24 protein-coding genes are annotated in these 18588 nt (G+C 47.7%); 1 reads left to right on the top strand and 23 read right to left on the bottom strand.

Annotated elements, in window-relative coordinates:
• Positions 1-2 precede the first annotated feature (2 nt).
• From flhB to flgB, 23 genes are all read right to left on the bottom strand, one after another.
• Entirely contained in the window at positions 3-1064 is a 1062-nt protein-coding gene (gene flhB / locus ACRQU7_RS08335; RefSeq protein ID WP_444645152.1) for a flagellar biosynthesis protein FlhB, read from the bottom strand.
• A gap of 39 nt (positions 1065-1103) precedes the next feature.
• Complete coding sequence (locus tag ACRQU7_RS08330; protein WP_038323829.1) at positions 1104-1868, bottom strand: flagellar biosynthetic protein FliR; 765 nt, start codon at positions 1866-1868, stop codon at positions 1104-1106.
• 48 nt (positions 1869-1916) lie between these two features.
• Positions 1917-2183: a flagellar biosynthesis protein FliQ gene (gene fliQ / locus ACRQU7_RS08325; RefSeq protein WP_038323827.1), complete on the bottom strand. Its 267-nt coding sequence runs from the start codon at positions 2181-2183 to the stop codon at positions 1917-1919.
• A 34-nt stretch (positions 2184-2217) separates the two neighbouring features.
• A complete protein-coding gene (gene fliP / locus ACRQU7_RS08320) occupies positions 2218-3012 on the bottom strand; it encodes a flagellar type III secretion system pore protein FliP (protein WP_444645149.1) in 795 nt (264 codons plus the stop codon).
• The gene (locus ACRQU7_RS08315; protein WP_444645147.1) at positions 2951-3391 is read right to left on the bottom strand and encodes a FliO/MopB family protein; all 441 of its coding nucleotides are present in this window, start codon (positions 3389-3391) and stop codon (positions 2951-2953) included. The genes fliP and ACRQU7_RS08315 overlap by 62 nt, the downstream gene beginning before the upstream one ends.
• Positions 3392-3424: 33 nt before the next feature.
• Entirely contained in the window at positions 3425-3787 is a 363-nt protein-coding gene (locus tag ACRQU7_RS08310) for a response regulator (RefSeq protein WP_038323826.1), read from the bottom strand.
• Between the two features lie 34 nt (positions 3788-3821).
• On the bottom strand, positions 3822-4925 hold the full coding sequence (fliY, locus tag ACRQU7_RS08305; RefSeq protein ID WP_444645145.1) for a flagellar motor switch phosphatase FliY: 1104 nt from the start codon (positions 4923-4925) through the stop codon (positions 3822-3824).
• Between the two features lie 19 nt (positions 4926-4944).
• The gene (fliM, locus tag ACRQU7_RS08300; protein ID WP_444645143.1) at positions 4945-5943 is read right to left on the bottom strand and encodes a flagellar motor switch protein FliM; all 999 of its coding nucleotides are present in this window, start codon (positions 5941-5943) and stop codon (positions 4945-4947) included.
• Between the two features lie 57 nt (positions 5944-6000).
• The gene (locus tag ACRQU7_RS08295; RefSeq protein ID WP_444645141.1) at positions 6001-6858 is read right to left on the bottom strand and encodes a flagellar motor protein MotB; all 858 of its coding nucleotides are present in this window, start codon (positions 6856-6858) and stop codon (positions 6001-6003) included.
• 61 nt (positions 6859-6919) lie between these two features.
• Positions 6920-7792: a motility protein A gene (locus ACRQU7_RS08290; RefSeq protein ID WP_038323820.1), complete on the bottom strand. Its 873-nt coding sequence runs from the start codon at positions 7790-7792 to the stop codon at positions 6920-6922.
• 49 nt (positions 7793-7841) lie between these two features.
• Positions 7842-8045: a flagellar FlbD family protein gene (locus tag ACRQU7_RS08285; RefSeq protein WP_038323818.1), complete on the bottom strand. Its 204-nt coding sequence runs from the start codon at positions 8043-8045 to the stop codon at positions 7842-7844.
• A gap of 72 nt (positions 8046-8117) precedes the next feature.
• Positions 8118-8972: a flagellar hook-basal body complex protein gene (locus ACRQU7_RS08280; protein WP_141825047.1), complete on the bottom strand. Its 855-nt coding sequence runs from the start codon at positions 8970-8972 to the stop codon at positions 8118-8120.
• Between the two features lie 82 nt (positions 8973-9054).
• Positions 9055-9459 carry a TIGR02530 family flagellar biosynthesis protein gene (locus ACRQU7_RS08275; protein ID WP_444645138.1) on the bottom strand — a complete coding sequence of 135 codons (405 nt, stop codon included), beginning with the start codon at positions 9457-9459 and terminating at the stop codon, positions 9055-9057.
• A 39-nt stretch (positions 9460-9498) separates the two neighbouring features.
• Positions 9499-10023, bottom strand: a complete 525-nt coding sequence (locus ACRQU7_RS08270) for a flagellar hook capping FlgD N-terminal domain-containing protein (protein WP_444645136.1) — start codon at positions 10021-10023, stop codon at positions 9499-9501.
• A gap of 24 nt (positions 10024-10047) precedes the next feature.
• Complete coding sequence (locus ACRQU7_RS08265; protein ID WP_444645134.1) at positions 10048-11415, bottom strand: flagellar hook-length control protein FliK; 1368 nt, start codon at positions 11413-11415, stop codon at positions 10048-10050.
• A gap of 42 nt (positions 11416-11457) precedes the next feature.
• Complete coding sequence (gene fliJ, locus ACRQU7_RS08260; RefSeq protein ID WP_444645132.1) at positions 11458-11898, bottom strand: flagellar export protein FliJ; 441 nt, start codon at positions 11896-11898, stop codon at positions 11458-11460.
• Positions 11899-11901: 3 nt separating this feature from the next.
• Complete coding sequence (gene fliI, locus ACRQU7_RS08255; RefSeq protein ID WP_038323810.1) at positions 11902-13203, bottom strand: flagellar protein export ATPase FliI; 1302 nt, start codon at positions 13201-13203, stop codon at positions 11902-11904.
• 33 nt (positions 13204-13236) lie between these two features.
• A complete protein-coding gene (locus ACRQU7_RS08250; protein WP_444645129.1) occupies positions 13237-14022 on the bottom strand; it encodes a FliH/SctL family protein in 786 nt (261 codons plus the stop codon).
• Entirely contained in the window at positions 14015-15022 is a 1008-nt protein-coding gene (gene fliG, locus ACRQU7_RS08245) for a flagellar motor switch protein FliG (protein ID WP_141825040.1), read from the bottom strand. Before fliG ends, ACRQU7_RS08250 begins: the two co-directional genes overlap by 8 nt.
• Positions 15012-16646 (bottom strand): flagellar basal-body MS-ring/collar protein FliF, encoded by a 1635-nt coding sequence (gene fliF, locus ACRQU7_RS08240; RefSeq protein ID WP_444645127.1) that lies wholly within the window; start codon positions 16644-16646, stop codon positions 15012-15014. The genes fliG and fliF overlap by 11 nt, the downstream gene beginning before the upstream one ends.
• Positions 16647-16683: 37 nt before the next feature.
• Complete coding sequence (fliE, locus tag ACRQU7_RS08235) at positions 16684-16989, bottom strand: flagellar hook-basal body complex protein FliE (RefSeq protein WP_243122434.1); 306 nt, start codon at positions 16987-16989, stop codon at positions 16684-16686.
• A 6-nt stretch (positions 16990-16995) separates the two neighbouring features.
• Positions 16996-17445 carry a flagellar basal body rod protein FlgC gene (gene flgC / locus ACRQU7_RS08230; RefSeq protein ID WP_038323717.1) on the bottom strand — a complete coding sequence of 150 codons (450 nt, stop codon included), beginning with the start codon at positions 17443-17445 and terminating at the stop codon, positions 16996-16998.
• 37 nt (positions 17446-17482) lie between these two features.
• A complete protein-coding gene (flgB, locus tag ACRQU7_RS08225) occupies positions 17483-17869 on the bottom strand; it encodes a flagellar basal body rod protein FlgB (RefSeq protein ID WP_038323792.1) in 387 nt (128 codons plus the stop codon).
• A gap of 334 nt (positions 17870-18203) precedes the next feature.
• Here flgB and ACRQU7_RS08220 point away from each other — a divergent pair, with 334 nt between their 5' ends.
• Positions 18204-18557, top strand: coding sequence for a flagellar biosynthesis anti-sigma factor FlgM (locus ACRQU7_RS08220; protein ID WP_444645124.1), 354 nt, complete (start codon positions 18204-18206; stop codon positions 18555-18557).
• Positions 18558-18588 lie beyond the last annotated feature (31 nt).

The raw sequence follows: 18588 nt of genomic DNA, 5'->3' as shown, positions 1-18588 counted from the left end.
TATCACCTCATCTCCTTTTTCAATGAATATACCCAAGCCATAATTTCAGCAAGAATCACATAATATTCCTCCGGAATTTCCCGGTTGACAGCAACCGTTTTGTATAAGGCCCTTGCGAGCGGCACATTTTCAGTCATCGGGATATGGTTTTGCTCTGCAATCTCTATAATTTTCAGCGCAACGTAATCCTGCCCTTTGGCAACCACAATCGGGGCGCTGTTTTTTTCGATATCATATTTAAGGGCTATGGCAAAATGGGTCGGGTTCCTGACGATCACATCCGCAGTCGGCACCTGCTGCATCATCCTCTGCATGGAGATTTTGCGCTGCCGTTCCTTGATCTGTCCTTTAATCTGCGGGTCGCCTTCCATCTGTTTGTACTCTTCCTTGATTTCCTGCTTGGACATTTTGATATTCCGCTCATATTCCCACCACTGGTACAGATAGTCGAAGGCGGCGATCAAAATAAAAACCATGGAAAGCTGTATGACAATGTCCATGATGGAATTCAGGATGAACTGCACGGCATCGAAAATATCTTCGAACATCAGCTTCGTAAAATATTTTGCAATGCTCATGAACGACGAGTACAGGATATAGAAAATAACGGAAATTTTGAGCATGGCTTTGACCAGTTCGGTGACGGAACGGATGGAAAACATCCGTTTGATTCCCTGCAGGGGGCTGATCCTGGAAAACTTCATTTTCAGGTTCTCTTTGGACACCTTAAATCTGGTCTGTGCCCCGGCAGCGATCACCCCGACGGCTATGGCGGTGAGCATCATCGGCCCAGCCAGTAAAAAAAGAGTAATCAGCGCATCTTTGGCCACATCCATTGCAAATTCGGCCGAAAGCGCCGGAATCGTCTTTATATAGGCAATGTACCGGGAAAGGAAAAGGGAAAGGGAATGATACATAAAGGGAAAAAGCATCTTTAAGATCAGAAAAAGCGACAGAATGGACAGTGCGCTGACTACGTCGCTGCTCTGGAAAATATTGCCCTTTTTTCGTTCGTCTTCCCTTTTTTTGGGGGTTGCTTTTTCGGTCTTGCTGCTGTCTGGCATATCATCCCCCCTAAAATCAGATCCGAACGGAACCGGAAGCTACAGCAATGACTGAAACACCTGATTGATATTGTCAAACATCAGTAAAATCAGTTTTTCAAGAAAAGATGCCAGAGGCGGCGCCATAATGATGATGATAACGAACCCGAGGATTACTTTCAGCTGGATATTGATGACGAAAACGTCAATCTGGGGAACAGCCCGCATCACCAGGCCCACGGCGATCTCGGTAATCAGCTCCGCCGCAAGGACGGGCAGAGACATTTTCACCGCGTACACCAGGATGAGGGAGAACATGTTGATTAACGGCTCGTACATGGCCGGCTCAAAATGGAGGGAACCGTAGGGAACCATGACGCACAGCTTCACAAAAATCTGAATCAGTGTCAGATGGCCGTTTACAGCGAAAAAGATCAGAATAAACATCGTATTGATAAACGACGCGGAAAGAGGCATGGACACGTTGCTCTGCGGGTCGTAAATCTTCGACATGGAAATACCGATCTGCATGTCCATATTTTCGCCGCTGATGAGCATAACCGACAGAAACAGCTGGATGATATACCCCACCATATAACCGATCAGCAGTTCTTTCAGCAGGCTGACGGACAGGACCAGAAAAGAAGGGATTTCCAGCGTCTGGGCGGGAACAAGGTGGTAGGAAAAAACCGAAAGCATCAGGGTGAGACCGACTTTGAGAACAACCGGAAGATTTTTTCTTCCCAGAATGGGATTGAACAGAATGCAGCCGGACATTCTCATGAAAATGAAAAGCAGAAGAGTAAAATCATAATTCAATTCCATTTTTCGTTTATGACCACACCTTCCTGCCGTTCTGGAAAAGAGGCTGCTTCAGTTTAATTTTGTTATTAAGCTAAATATGTAGATGGTAAAATCATTCATGGTCTCCATCATCCACGGTCCCAGAATTACCAGAATCAGTGCGATGGCCACCAGTTTGGGAACAAAAGTAAGGGTCTGCTCGTGAATCTGCGTGGCCGCCTGAAAGATGGACACGATCAGTCCCAGTAAAACACTGGCAATCAGAATGGGCGCGGACAGCTTGAGCGCCGCAACCATTGCAGCCTGTATCACTTCCGTGATTTGCGATGTTGTCATGCCTGCATCCTCCCACAGTTATTTGAAAGCCAAGCTACATATTGAAGCTGGCCGCCAGCGTTTTGAACAGGAGTCCCCACCCGTCCACAAGCACAAAAAGCAGCAGCTTAAACGGCAGCGAGATCATCGCCGGAGGAAGCATAATCATGCCCATCGACATCAGCGTGCTTGCCACAATCATATCGATAATCAGGAAAGGAATAAAAAGCAGGAATCCGATTGTAAACGCCCGTTTCAGTTCACTGGTCATAAACGCGGGAATCACTACCGTAATCGACAGCTCGTCGACCGACTTGACCTCCTTTGCTTTGGAAAGATTGATAAACAGGTTCAAATCCTCTTTTTTTGTCTGCTTGAGCATAAATTTTTTCATTGGGACGGCCGCCTTATGCAGGAATTCCTCCTGCGTGATTTTCTGTTCTTTGTAAGGCTGGTACGCCTGCGTATTCACTTCATTCAGCACGGGATTCATGATAAAGAGCGAAAGAAACAGCGCGATCCCGATCAACACCTGATTCGGGGGCGTCTGCTGCAGCCCCAGCGCGTTGCGAAGAAAAGACAGAACAATAATAATCCTGGTAAAGCACGTCGTCATAATCAGAATGGAAGGCGCAAGGGCAAGAACCGTAAACATTTCGATAATTTCCAGAGTGTCCATCCCTTTGCCGTTCACATCGACATTGACAGACGCCGCGGAGGCGCCGACCGGGAGCAGAAACATCAGCGCAAGAGAGATCGTAATCAGAATCAGAGCCTTTTTACTGACCTTACTTTTTTTCTTTTTTATCTTCGGAGTCTTCAGTTTTATCGGCTCTTCTGAATATTGCATCGCCTATTTTCACATCCCATCTGCTTTTCAGCGTCGAATTCAAAACATCAAGAAAGGTATCCTTCTGCAAAGATCCGGGGATGTTCAATTCCGTTTCATCCAGTTCTTTCAGAATCTCGATATTGTTGTTTGCAAACCCCACCAGATAGTACCGTTTGCAGACTTCAATAATGACAAGCCCTTTGTCCTGCGTCAGGGCCACCCGCTCCAGCACCTTGATATTTCCCGATTTTGAAACGTTGTTGACCCTGTTTGCCATGAACCTGCTGAATGCATAGCAAAGATACAGCACAAAAACAATCGCAATCAGGGAAAACAGGAGCGGCAGGATATCTGAAAAAAAGCTGAGCAGCGGCAGAGCACCCCAAGCAAAGTTCAACACGGTTCCTCCTTTATTCAGCCGTCGGCGGCATCACCCTAAAATACCGTTGACCGTTTTCATAATGCGGTCCGGCTTGAACGGCTTTACAATAAAGTCCTTTGCACCCAGCTTCAAGGCTTCAACAACCATTGCTTCCTGACCCATGGCGGAACACATGACCACTTTGACGTTTGCGTCCAGCTCCTTTAAATGCTTCAGGGACTCCAGACCATCCATGACGGGCATTGTGATATCCATGAGAATCAGATCCGGCTTTTCCGCGGCGTAGACGGTAAGGGCTTTTTCCCCGTTTTCCGCTTCGAGAATCTCCGTATAACCATTTTGCTGCAAAGTATTTTTAATCATCATTCTCATAAAAGCCGCGTCGTCTACCAACATAATTTTCTTGCTCATTTCTGTTCCTCCTAAAATTACACCTAACGGCGTTTTATATTAATTTCATTATTTCATTATTGCTTAGCACTTCTGTAATTCTTACACCGTAAAAGTCGTCTACCACAACGACATCGCCTTTGGCGATCGGCTTGCCGTTCACGAAGATATCGACCTGAGAACCGGCCTGCTTATCCAGTTCCACAATCGTCCCCGAAGTGAAATCCAAGATATCTTTGATGGGCTTCCTGATGCGGCCGATTTCTACGGTAATTTGAAGGGGAACGGACATAATCATGTTCAGGTTACTGCTCTGATCGCTGGTAAGAATCGAATCGGCTTCGTCAAAGCTTTGATAGGACATTCTTCCCACATTGTAATTCTGTTGATAACCCTGCTGCGGTTCCGGTTTTTCAGCGGGTTCCGGCACCGCCGTTTGTACCGGCTCCGGCCTTCTCGGCGCCGCCGGTGGCTGGGGGGCTCTGGGCGTTTCCGGCTGCGGGACAGGTACCGGCTGCTGCTGCACCGGCTGCGGGCGTTTTTCCTCTGGAGCCGACGAACCGAGGCTAAAGGATGAAATAATTTCTTTCGCGAGGTTGACTGTCATCAAGCTGATAAATTCACTGTTGACCAAGTCCCCGATCATCAGGTTGAATTTAACGGCAACAACCAGTTCATCACTGTTGAAATATTTGCTTTTAAACTGTTCGGAATTATCGATCTGAAAGGAATTTGGCGGGGAAATATTGATCGCCATGTTCAGGAATTGGGAAAGCGCAGTGGCGGAGGCTCCCATCATCAGGTTCATTACTTCACAAATAGCTCCGATACTCATCTCATCCATAACGAATTCCTGATCGGAATAATCGGTATGAAGCAGAAGCCCCACAATTACCTTTACATCCGACTCTTTCAAAATCAGGATGTTTTTTCCGCTCAGGCCGCTGACATAATTGATTTCGACCGCGACGGCCGGCTCCATGGATTCAAAATGGACCTCGGAGGAAGGCTGTATTTCAACATGCGGCGTCGTTATATTGACTCTCTGTTCCAGCATCTCCGAAACGGAAGTCGCAGACGAACCTAAACTGATATTCAGTATCTCCCCTATCGCATCAATTTCCATAGGAGAAAAAGTTTCTTCATTATTCGGCTCCATAGAAATCACCTTTCATCGTTTATTGCAGAGATTTGTCAATTTTAACTGCGTATTTTTTCTTTTTGGTTCCTATTACGCCGGTAAACCACGGCAAATTCTCCACTTCCAGGACAATAGAATCTTTATTTACCTGAGTGTTGAGAGGAATCACATCGCCTACCTGCAGATTCAGCAATTCTCTCAGGCTGATTTCCGTTTTGCCCAATATTGCACACACTGTCAGCGGAGAGCTTTTCAGCCCATGCATAATCGCCGATTTACGCTGGTGCTCCACCTCAGGGTCGTCTTTTTTCGGCGGCTTGACATACTTGGAATTGAAAAAGCGAAATACTTCTTCCAATGAGGAAGCAGGCAAACAGATATTCATATTTCCCTTCAGGTTTTCAAGGGTTATTTCGATTGCAACAATCGCAACCGCTTCATCCGGCTGTATGAGCTGAATTAACCGGGAATTGGTTTCAATCATATCCAGGGTATGATCGATTTCCATATAATTGTTCCAGGCATTATTTAAAAGAGGAGTTACCTGCTTAAACAGATATTCAAGCAGAGAAAGCTCAATGTCCGTATAATCTCTTTCTATCTCGTAGCCCGTTCCATTGCCGCCGAGCATGCGGTCCATGATGGAGAAGGAAATGGGACGCGACAGTTCGATCAATATTTGCTTATCGTCTATTTTATTTTCGGCATTGTGCATTCCGAAGATGGCGACCAGTATGGAATCGCCCAAAGCGTTGTTGAACTCCCGATACTCTTCCTCTTCGACCTGAAGGATTTCCATCTGACAGGTCGACCGGAGCATTCCACCAAGCTGAAGGCTGAACATCCTTGAAAAATTATCGAAAACATTATCCAAAAGCTTCAACTGTTCCCTTGTAAATTTTTTAGGCGACATAAAGTCGTACTCTTTTACCTTGGAAGCCGTCGTCTGTTCTTCTATTTCATTAAAATTAACATGACCACTCTGCAAATTGCCCAACAATTCATCAATTTGCTTCTGTGATAATACTTCTGCCATAAAACCTCCCATTCCCCGCACACAAGGCATACGGAAAATTTAATACTGTCAAGCTAATCATTTACTGCTTACAGCACCTTTACTGTCAGCAGACCCAATGTCCTTATAAACCTCATCCAAAACGGAACTGACCTTCCCCGCTTTGGAAATATAAATTTCGACCCTTCTGTTTTTTGCCCGGGTGGCTTCCGTCCCGTCATGCGGTACGATCGGCCGGTATTCTCCGTAGCCCTCTGAAACCATTTTGGCCGGGTCAATTATATTTTTCAACTGGACATACAGCAAAACATTTTTTGCTCTGTCGGATGACAAAGCGCGGTCAAAAGCCTGTGCGGTGGTGGTGGTTGAGTTACCCGCGCGGGCGGTATGGCCATAGAAACGGATTTCGCCGATCTGATCCGGAATATTCTTAATTCCGTCACAGACAAAGTCCAGGATTTTTTTCCCATCATCCTGCAGTTCAGAACTGTCTCCGTTAAAAAAGATACTATTCTGAAAAGTCATAAAGGTATAATTATCCCCTTTATGTACTTGAACAGAATCCTGAAGCCCATTTTTGTTGACATAATCATTTAAATATTTGTACAGGCTGTCAAAGTCCGTGACCTGGGCGTCGCTATTCCCCGCATTAGAGCTCGCACCCTGTCCGGCTTGGGAGCTCATACTGCTGGTGTCGGCATCAAAATAAGCGCCGCTGTCGGAATTCAGGGCATCCGACTGTATGGCCTGTTCCATAGCCGCGGTCGCCTGCTTATTGGTAGAGAAAGCTTTTACAAGCGTTTGCCATTTGGTAGCGTCAACCGTAGACATAGCAAACAGCATTACAAAGAAAGTCAGCAGCAGCGTTACCATGTCCGCATATGTATCCAACCAGTTCGGGCCGCCGCCGCCGGGATCCGCTTTTTTTCTGGCCATTTTTTCACACTCCTGCATTTATATAATACGCTGAAACTCAGCTTCTGTTTTTTGAACAAAATTACTTCTTCTTATTGCGTTTTAGCTTTTTCCCTTCAGGTACGCCGGGCGTGCTTTGGGAAGGACTCTGTCCTCTGCCGCCGGCTTCGATTCTCTTCTTTTCGCATATGTAAGCGTTTAGTCTTTCCTCAATATGTTTCGGATTATCCCCCGCCTGAATCGCCATAACGCCTTCCACAACAATTTCCTTACACACCATTTCTTCATCATGACGCATATGCAGCTTATGAGCAAGCGGCGTCAATAACAGGTTGGACAGCATGGACCCGTAGAAAGTGGTTACCAGTGCCGTAGACATTCCCTGCGCCATTTTTGTCGCGCCGCCGTCCGCATTCATGTCCAGATTGGCAAGCATATTGATCAATCCAATTAAGGTACCGATCATACCGAATGCCGGGCCAAAGGTGGAGAACTTTTCGTAGAACTGCCATGCATGGGAATGGCGGTCCTCCAGCCCGTCCAATTCGTCGTCCAGGATTTCCTTTACCTTTGCCGGGTCAATGGCGTCGACGATCAGCATCATGCTGTTTTTGAGGAACGGGTCCTGCTCCTGATTCGCCTTATCTTCCAGAGAAAGCAGGCCCTTTCTTCTGGCCTCCTGCGCATAGTCCACAATCGTATCGATGTACTGCTGCGGATCGTACCTGTTCCGTGAAACAACAATTTTCATATGTTTCGGGATATCTTTGAAATAACTAATCGGGAATGCAATAACAGTGGCGGCAATCGCACCGCCAAAAGTAATTGCCATGCTTGGTACGTCGACGAAATTCATGATGGTAGACCAGATGACTCCGGCGGAAGGATCGAAAACGATTCCGAAAATAACCAATCCTAGACCGGCGATCAACCCTATGATACTGGTAAAATCCACATAAACACTCCCTTGAATAAGATGCCTATACGGGAATATCCCGTTGAGGTTAATCCATTAGTTTAACTGTGTTTTGAAATATTTGCCGATTATAATGAATGATTGCATCAATGACATTCTGTCTTTCCTCCGCGACAAGGAAATACTTTCCTGTGGTCAGGGTAATTTTTGTCTCCGGTATATTTTCTATTGTTTCAATCAGATTTGGGTTCAAGGCAAACGAAACACCATTTAGGCCGGTTAGATTTATCATCTCAATTCCCCTTTTTTAACTAACTGACCGTTTCTGAGGCCGCAGTTGACCTCAGAAACGGCAGTCATTAAATTATCTCTTTAAATTGACGAGATCCTCAAGCATTTCATCGCTGACCGTGATGATTTTTGAGTTCGCCTGAAATCCGCGCTCGGTGATGATCATCTGTGAAAACTCATTCGCCAAGTCTACATTGGAGGATTCCAGTGCACCGGTAACCAAGCTTCCGGTTGCGCCGCTGCCCGGAGCATAATAAGTGATTTTTGGGCCGGTTCCCGAACTTTCCGCATTGCTGACCGATTTTAAATAAGAACCGCCCTGAAGGGTAAGACCGTCTGGGTTCGGGATATTTGCCATCGCAATGGTGCCAAGCGTTGTCACGGTACCGTCCAGTTCTCCGGTGATTTTTCCATCGCTGCCGATGGTGATATTTTTATACTTATTGTAATCAGTAATCGTAATTATATCGGGTTTAGCAATTGCATTTGCTTCCTGATCAGTAGCGCCAGTGACTCCACAGATTAATTTCTGATTCCCGTCTACTAGATTGCCTTCACCATCAAACCCGATGGAACCCACCCTTGTGTAGAGGTAACCGTCTCCGTCCTTAACTACAAAATACCCTTCGCCGTCGATATAGCAATCTTTATCGTTCCCCGTGGTCGCCATACCCGAACGGGTATTAATGACATCCACCGTTGCGGCGGTAGAACCGTAACCAATCTGGGCAGGGTTTCCGCCACCGACGCTGCTGGCAGTGTTCGCGTTGGAAGAACCCGAAACTGTCTGATAATAAACGTCCCGGTAGGTTGTTTTGGAAGACTTAAATCCGTAGGTGTTGACGTTGGCGATATTGTTGCCGATGACGTCCATACCGGTCTGGTATGCTTTTAATCCGGCTACTCCGGAAAACAATGATCTCATCATAAGTTTGATCTCTCTCTTTCTTTTTGAAACCGCATGAGCTTCTCTGTCAGTCAAAGCTCAATAACTTCCTCAAGAGGTCCAGTTATAAAATTACGGCTCCGTCAATATTTGTAAATACGTTTTCGGTCATTTCCCGGCCGCTCATGGTGGTTACCACCGTACTGCTGGGAACATTCACGATAAATGCAGTCTGCCCGTTTAAAATCAAAGCGTCCTTGATTCCTTTGGATTTTGCTTTTTCTACCGCACCGTTGATCTGGGAAACGAGCTGCGGGGAAACCGGAATATTTCTGGAATCCATGCGCTGCAGTGCGTGTTTGGAAAAGGTAAGCTGCTGCTGTTCCACAGTCTTGCGGAAAAGCTGCCCGAATTCGCTGCTGCCCGGATCAGCCGCGCCGGTCTTCTGCGTATTCGTGCTGACGGGAGGCACCGTGTAATTCGGATTGATAAACGAGGAATAATTCTTTTTAAATTGAATGTCATCCATGACTGTGCTCCTAACTGTTTCACCCTGTAAAAAGCGGGTTCAAACCGATTCTCCGCCCGTATCCGGTACATCGGGAGTATCCGGATCATCCGGATCGTCCGGCGTTTCGTCGGGTGGTGTTGCGGCATCCGGATTGACGACTTTCATGACGGAGGAAATATCATATGCCTTGCCGTTGACCACAAGGACATTGGAACCGGTAGCAAAGTTGACACTGTCTACAATGCCGGTATCTTCCTGATACTTTCCGTTCGTGTCATAACTTGCGACCACAACCTTTTTGCCGACAAGGGACGCCCCGTATTGCGTATAAGAAATCTGCGAAAGCTCCTGCATTGCCTGCAGAGCGGAAAACTGAGCCATCTGGGAAATATACTCCGTATTGTCCGTCGGGTTCATAACATCCTGATTGGCAAACTGGGCGGCCAGAAGCTGCAGAAAATCATTCAGACCCAGCACAGATGAGTTTTTAGAAGCAGAGGTTTGCGAAGTGCCGGAAGCGGAATTGGTACCGGAAGTGGAATTCGTGCCGTAGGAATAGGCATTGATCTGATTGATTGCCAAACGAAGTCCTCCTTTCATTAAATTTTACAGCGAATAGGCCTGCTGCTTCAGCAGCTGCATAACGGAAAGAAAATCGCCGGTGCTGGTATCGTCGTCCCGTAAACCGACCCGGTGGAGCTGCTGATTGTGCTGCTGTTCTTCCTGTTGCTGCTGCGCCTGATCCTGCCGGCTCTGCTGATCCTGCTGGTACCACGCCTTTTCCTGGGCGGGTTCTGAAATCTGCACCGGCTGGGTGACGGTTGTCTGCAGAAGAGTACGGATGTCGGAGCTGTTCTCCATCAGCATGCTCTGGGTCTTGGGATTCGACGCCTGAATGGAAACAGTCAGCACACCGCTTTGCATTGCCAGCTTCACCGACACTTTTCCCAGATCCCGGGGATAGAGGTCCATCTGAAACTCCGGTTTGCCCGCCTTATAGCTGACAAGGATCTGGTCGGCAACCTGCTTACTGGTTGTCCTGGCGGTATCCGACGGAGCGTCGGAAATTTTGATCACCACATTGCCCGTCCGGTAAAGGTCCGAAAATTGCGCCGTGTTCTGGCTTTGACCGTCTGACGGAGTAGCATCCCTGTCATCAGCAGGAGAAACATTCTTCGGCTGAATTTCAAGCGTTGGATCAGAAGCAGAGAGCGTTTTCTCCGCACCGGGTTTTGCCTGCACCTCTGAAAGAGTCTGCTGCGCCGATAAACTCTTTTCCTGCGGCTGTGCTGAAGACTGGGCAGAAATGGCGGTTGCCGCGTCCGGAACCTGCTGAGAAGAATTGACATCCGGCTGACGATTCATCAGCGGTGCCGTCTGTGCGGGAGCATCGGTACCGGCGATAGTGGGAACCGGAACGGATTGTGTTTGCACGTTTTGGTAGGAAGTCGCCTGTGCGTCGGCTGCGCTTACGGACGAGGCCGCATCTGCCGTCATCTGCTGAGACGCATTGCCGGGCACCGGGATATTCGCTGCCGTCTGCGGGAGGGCATCCGCCGTCAAAAGCGGGGTAGCGGTTTCTGCCTGTGGCTGGACTTGCTGAAGGAGGCCGGAACCGGCCGGCAGCTGCTGAACGGCATCCGCACTCAGAATCGAGTCTGCGGTCATTGCCTGCGGCAAAACCTGTAACGGCTCCGGTAGAACGGACGGGAACTGTCCGGATGGCAGCAGCTGGCTTAAAAGAGAAACATCCGCCGGATTGAAAACCGGTAAATTTCCCTCGGAAACAGCTTTGCCGCCTTTCGCTTCCTCTTCTCCGGGTTCAGTGTCTGTCTGGGCCGTACTTTTCAGCTCCCTGCCAAGGGTCGCCAGCTGCATGAAAGTATCAAAGGCGTTCGTGGGGTTCTTTGTCTGGGATGCTTTGGAATTTTGCGGTACGGTGGAACGTGTGACTTGCTGTATCGTTTTTATCACCTCCTTATCAGAATATTTTATAAATAAAATATTTATAAGCGTTTAAACGGCGCCGCGCGCCTGACCGACATATTCATCTATTGCGAGCTCCTCGCTTTTCTGAATCTGCTTGAGATACTCCGTCAGCTGTTTGTCGCGAAGCTTTTCCAGTCCCGAAATTTCGCTGTTAACGGCCACAATGTCGGCTTTTTTCTGTGCGATAATATCTAAAAGCTGTTTTTTCTGATCAATCAAATGTAAAATTTTCTGATTCAGGGTATTGAAATACGTTTTATATATAAGCATGTCGCCGGCACTCAGCCCATTTTGCAGCTCCTCAAGCATTTTGCGGTTGGTAGCCGTGAACTGATCGTTCAGCGCATAAATTTCTTTTTCCAGTTCGGTCAGCTTCATCTGCAGCAGTGCAAGCTCGTTCTTTTTGACATCGAGCGTCTGCTGTTTAAAGCCGAGTACTTTTTCAAGCGAAAATGCAAACTTTTTCATATCTTACAACTCTTTCATCCTGTTCAGGGTTTCTTCAAACGAAAAGCTCTCATCGGTTCTCTGACACAAAAAAGCATTGATCGCATCTATTTTCTTAACCGCCTCGTCCAGCCTTGGATTCATCCCCGGCTTATAAGCGCCGATCGAAATCAAATCGTAATTCTGGTAATAGACGGACAGAAGGTTCCGGACCTTCGCAGCGGCCTGTTTATGTTCCTCCGACACAATATCGTTCATCAGTCTGGAAACGCTCGCGTTCACATCGATCGCAGGATAGTGGTTTTTATGGGCAAGGGAACGGGTCAGAACGATATGACCGTCGATGATACCCCGGACGGTGTCGGAAATCGGCTCGTTGGTATCGTCTCCCTCTACCAGCACCGTATAAATACCGGTAATGGAGCCTTCCTTGAAGTTTCCGCTTCGCTCCAGAAGCTTGGGGAGCTCGGCATAGATGGAAGGCGTATATCCTCTGGCAACCGGAGGTTCCCCGGCCGCCAGGCCGATTTCCCTCTGTGCCATTGCAAATCTGGTCAGGGAATCCATCATCAGCAGGACATCCTTGCCCTGATCTCTGAAATACTCGGCAACCGCGGTGGCGACCGTAGCGCATTTCACGCGGTACATAGCCGGCTGGTCGGAGGTGGCAACCACCAGAACGGAGCGCGCCAGCCCTTCCTTCCCCAGATCCTTTTCAATAAACTCGGTAACTTCCCTGCCTCTTTCCCCGACAAGAGCGATTACGTTGATATCCGCTTTGACATTTTTCGCAATCATTCCCATAAGAGTGCTTTTGCCGACGCCGCTTCCGGCGAAAATTCCCATTCTCTGCCCCTTGCCGATGGTCAGCATCCCGTCTATCGCCTTGATGCCGAAAGTCAGCTGCTCGCTGATTCTGGGTCTTGCCAGAGGATTGGTGTAAGTGGAATCGACATCGTAATACTGCCGGATATCAAATTCGCCCAGTCCGTCAATGGGCCTGCCCGCGGCGTCGATGGTCCTGCCCACCAGGAAATCCCCCACCGGAACGCGGAGCTTGCTGCCGGTGGAACGCACCAGGCTGCCGGGGCCGATGCCCTTGATATCGCCGTAAGCCATCAGCAGGATATTGCTGTTTTTAAACCCGATGACTTCAGCCATGACTGTTTTTTCATCGTTGGAATTGCGGATGGTGCAGATATCCCCGACATTAGCCTTCAGGCCGGAGGTCTCAATCATCATGCCAACGATATTTTTCACCTTGCCGATATAACAGAGCGGATTCAATTTTTCCAAAACATCGTAGGAATCCTGAAAATTCAACATTTTTCGCTCCATCTTTAAAAATTGACTGCAGTGCTATACTTGGAGTACCTGTTTGATTTTTTCCATCTGCGTATTCACGCCGGCATCGACCATCCGGTCGGGCATTTCTATAATACAGTCGCCGTCGTCCATATCGGGAGAGACTTCAATTTTAACGCTGTCCGAGACATCGCTGAGCGCCTCAACAATGGACTTATCCACCTTCTGAAGCAGCGTTTTCGTGTTTTTGGAGACGAAGATTCTGACCCATTCCTGATTGCGGTAGGCATCCACAGCGTTGATAATCATAGATTGCATCGCTTTTTCATTCATGCTCAGTTCCCGCCGAATGACTTTTTCCGCAATCGAGACGGCCAGCTTTTTAAGATCGGCCTCATATCTCTGCAGAATTTCGGCCTTCCCGGTTTCCACGGTATCCAGCATCCTGGAAAGCTCTTCGGCGGCCGCCCGATTCTCTTCTTCGGCTTTTTGCAGACCGGCCCGGCAGCCTTCCTCATAACCGTCCCGGTACCCGAGCTCCCGTCCCTCTTTTTTTCCTTCGGCAAAGCCCCTGCCGTAGCCTTCTTCCCTGCTTTGCACCAGAACCTGAGCGGCTTCCTGATTCATCTGCTGGGTGGATTCCCGCACCTTGTTCACGGTGTAATTCTGGGCGGCCTCTATAATCTGCTGAGCTTTCTGAAAGGCTTCATTTACAATCTTTCTATGCTGATCCTCTTCCGGAGGCGGATCAGGCGCTTTCGGAACGCTTCCGTTGTTCGCCGGAAAGGCGGTCCCGTTTTTAACCGTAACATACTGGGAAGCTTTGATAACGTTAGGCAATAACCTCATCCTTTCCGCCCTTGCTGATGACTAACTCGCCCTCGCTTTCAAGCCGCCGGATAACACCGACAATACGCTGCTGTGCTTCTTCGACATCTCTGAGCCGGACGTTGTGTGTGAATTCCAGATCGGATTTGATGGTTTCGGTTGTACGGTTCGACATATTTTTGAAGATGACGTCGGAAACCTCCTGATTGGCTCCCTTGAGCGCGAATACCAGATCCTTGGAATCCACTTCGCGCAGGAAACGCTGAATGGACATATCGTCCAGAACGGTGATGTCTTCGAAGACGAACATTCTCTTTTTGATTTCATCGCAGAGCTGTGCGTCCTTGCGCGTCAGTTCATCAAAGATATACTTTTCGTTGGCGCGGTCCATATTGTTCATAATGTCCGCAATATAATTGACGCCGCCGAATTCCATGAAGTCCATAGACATCAGCGTAGAGACCTTGTTTTCAAGGTTGCTTTCCACAATTCTGATAATTTCAGGGGAAGTGCGGTCCATGGTGGCAATCCGTTCCACGACGTCAAGCCGCTTGTCTTTCGGAAGATCCGCAATAATCATGGCCGCCTGATCCGCTCTGGCATAGGAAAGAATCAGGGCGATCGTCTGCGGATGCTCGTTCTGAATCATTGCCATCAGATTTTTGTAGTCGGTTTTCCGGATAAACTCAAAGGCCTTGGTTCTCAGCGACTTGGTGACGCGTTCCAGAAGAGACGACGCCGTCTGGGCGCCATACGCCTTTTCCAGAACATTCTTTGCGTATTCCATGCCGCCTTCCGTAATGACCTTTTGGGTCAGGCAGACCTGATAGAAATCTCCGAGGACATTTTCAATTTCTTCGGAGGGCATGTGGGACATTCTAGCGATTTCATACGTCAGCTGTTCCACTTCGTCTTCTTTCAGATATTTATAGACCCTGGAAGCATTTTCCGCTCCCAACGAGATAATGACAGCGGCGGCTTTCTGCTGTCCGCTCATCTGCTTATCTGCCATTGCCATCGTCCCCTCTCAGCCAGGATCGGATCAGTTGAGCGGCAATTTCAGGATTCTGTGAGGAGAAGTCCTGAATTTCTTTCGTCAAAGCCTGTTCCTTGGACGCTTTTTCAGCACGTGCGTCTTCAATTGCCTGCAATTCAATCTCTTCCTCTTCTTCCTCCGGCTGCTGCTCTTCCTCCTCTTCCAGACGGTCTTTCAGAGAAGCTTCTTCCTGGTTTTCTTCCTCTTCCAGCTGGGCCAGCTCAAGCATCTTTTTCTTCTTGCGTCCGCGCGCAACCATCGCCGCAACAAGGATGACGATCAGCAGGGTGAGCAGCACAACACCGCCGATAATCAGGATCTGGTTTAACGGGAGGCCCGTGGGCGACGGGCCGCTGGTCTGCTGAGCCCCGTCCGGGAAGACGGCGTTGTATACAGCCACCTTATCCGGCTGTATGGCAGCGGCGTAGGCGGCAAGCTTTGCAATCTCCTGCTTCTGGGTGTCGTCCATCATTTCCTTATTGACGGCGACGGAAATCGTCATGTCCGCAACGCTTGCGGCATCCCCCTGAATCTGCTGTTTCACCTGACTCACAAGATATTTGTAGCTTTCGCTGTCTTTCGTGTAAATCGTATCGCCGTTCACGGTCACGCCCGGATAGGTCGTGGTTTCCGTATTGGATTCGGTCCCGGCGGCTCCCCCGGTTGTCTTCTGGCCGCCCCCCGTTTCCTGCTCCTTCTGCGTTTCGGATTCGCTGATAACACCTTTATTGTCCTGTGACGGATTATAAGTGATAATCTCCTGTACCTTTTTGTCCACATCCATCACGCTTTTGGCAGTCACTTTTACATTGTTCTGGCCAAAAAGCGGCGTCAGGACCTTCAGAACGCTTTTCTCAATATCGTTTTCATATTCCTTTTCAATTTCAAGCTTAAACTGTGAAACGTTGACCTGGTTCGTTCCGTCTGTGTCGGAAACATTTAACTCATTGCCGGTGGCCGTATCGATGACCGCCACGTCGTCCGTTTTTAAATTCGGTACGCTTTTCGCGACCAATTGTTTGATTCCGTTGATCTGGGACGATTCCAGCGTTTTCCCCGTCGCCAGCGTTACCGTGACGGAAGCGGTCGGCGTTTCGGAATTTTCATCCCACGCATAGCTGCTGCTGTCGGGAATGCTGATGGTCACATTGGCATTTTTGATGCAGTCCAGTGTTTTGATAACAGCCTCCAGCCTTTGGTTCAGCTGATATTTTTCTATGGTTTTCTTTTCAAAATCAGTGGACATGATATCGACATTATTGGTAAAGAAATCATAGTTCGGCGCCGTCTTCGGATATCCCTCGTTGGCCAGTTCCATCCTCAGGGCATTTTCCTTGTCCTTAGGGACCATGATGGTACCGTTGTCCTCTTTATAACTGATATCCCGATCGCGGAGTTCATTCATAACCTCAACGGCCTCTGTGTGATCCATCCCGGGATAAAGCACGACAAAGGGCTGCCTGTTCAGCAGAATCCCCACAATTACAGAAAGCAGGACAATTCCGCCCAGAACGCTTACGATGATTATTTTTTTCTTCTTTGTTAAATTTGCCCAAAAAGATTTAATTGGGTCAATATATTTTTTAATTTGTATATTCATTGTTTAACCCGCAATCACCCTTCCAGTATACTTTGGCCTAAACACTTATCCTCATGACTTCATTATATGCGTCAAGGGCCTTGTTGCGGAGCTGAACCAGCATCTGCACGGAAAGGGTTGCTTTTGTAGACGCAATGGCGATATCATGCAAATTGTCGGACTGGCCGGTGGTCAGCTTGTAAAGCTCCCCGTCAAGGTCGGCATTGGTCGTTTTTACATTCTGGACAGCATCCTGAAAAAGATCCTGAAACGGAACTCCCGCGGTATTTCCGGAAGAAGATACTTTTCCAGAGCTTTCAGGATCAATGATGGAATTGATTTTTTCGATCGGCGTTATCTGCAATTTACGTTACCTCCCCAATTCCAAAGCCTTTACCGCCATTCCCTTTACGGCGTTAAAGGCGGTCAGATTTGCATCGTACGCTCTGGTGACCGACATCATGTCCAGCGTTTCCTTGATCGGGTCCACGTTCGGCATCATCACATAGCCCTGTTCGTTCGCGTCCGGATTGGTAGGGTCATAAACAGGGGTAAAATCGCTGGGATCTTCCGCAATTTCTGAAACCTTTACCCCTTTGGGTGTCTGTTCCGATTCATTTTCACTCATTTTTCTGTCAAGAATGTGCCGGAAAGAATTTTGTTCCGCCGGTTCATAAACGACGACTTTTCTGCGGTAGGGTCCCCCGTTTTCCGTTTTGGTGGTGGAGGCGTTTGCGATATTCTCAGAAATAACATCCATGCGAAGCCTGCTCGCAGTAAGGGCAGAACCGCTGATATCCAGCGAATTTAAAAAGGCCACACGAATTCCTCCTACTATTTCATTTTAGGAAAGCCCATCAGGACTTCCCGTCCGTAATGGCGTATCTCAGTCGTGAAAAATAATCCGAAAGCTCACGCAGAGAATAATAATAGTTAATCTGCGACCTCGCCAGCTCTATATTCTCTTTTTCCGCGTCCACGTTATTTCCATCCAGCCGTAAGGATTCGTCATCCGATACGCTGGTCTGCGGCGTTGTGCTTTCAATCCGGCTGATCAGATCGCCGCTGTTTTCGCCGCCCTCGGCCATCAGATTTTTCAGCTGGTCCTCAAAGCTGACGGACTTACTCTTATACCCCGGTGTTTCAATGTTGGATATGTTGTCGGAGATTTCCCGCTGCCTCGTCCACAGGCCGTCCAAGTCCTTATTCAATAACGCGGCGGAAACACTGTTAAACCAATCCAAAGCAATCCCTTCTTTCATTCATTAAAGTCATTAAAGTGCGGTCACGAATTTCTCTGAATATTCAGTAAATAATTTCAAAGATATAAATTCGTGACCAAACTTATAAACAATAATAATTGTTTTATATCATATATTTTACCTAATTATATATGCAAATAATGACAAAAGTCAACTGAAATTCGCTTAAAATTCTCTTAATTCGAAATATTTCGATTGTATTTTTTATTTCATAATCATGCAATGATAAATATACTAAAAAAGTATTTATAAATTAAGCTTTTTTTTCTAAATATTTGATGAAACATGCCGATAATTTCTGCAGAGGTGAGTATTGATGATTATTAATAGTGCTGACCATAATTTCAATTATATAACCAGCCAATATCCCGCCAAACAGCCGGGCAGGACCGACACAGACGGCACAGCGGCCGGGCCGGCGTTTTCCGGCAATCTGAATAAGGCGGTAAATGCTTCCAAGATGGATAAAATTGAAATATCGCAAGACGCTGCGCGCCTTTCAAATAACAGTCAGTTTCTTTCGGAAACCAAAGATAAAATCATCGCGGAAATAAATGGAGACAAGGATACGGAAGCCATCAGCAGAATTAAGGAACAGCTGAATGTCAGGCAGTATGCCGTAAACCCTGTGGAAATTGCGAAAATACTTTTGACGGACAATAACGAATGAATATACAAAACAGATGCAAAAAATCAAAGGG

It is taken from the genome of Caproiciproducens puteiluti, assembly GCF_052442865.1.
Lineage (GTDB): Bacteria > Bacillota > Clostridia > Oscillospirales > Acutalibacteraceae > Caproiciproducens.
This window is presented reverse-complemented; position numbering and strand designations above follow the sequence as displayed.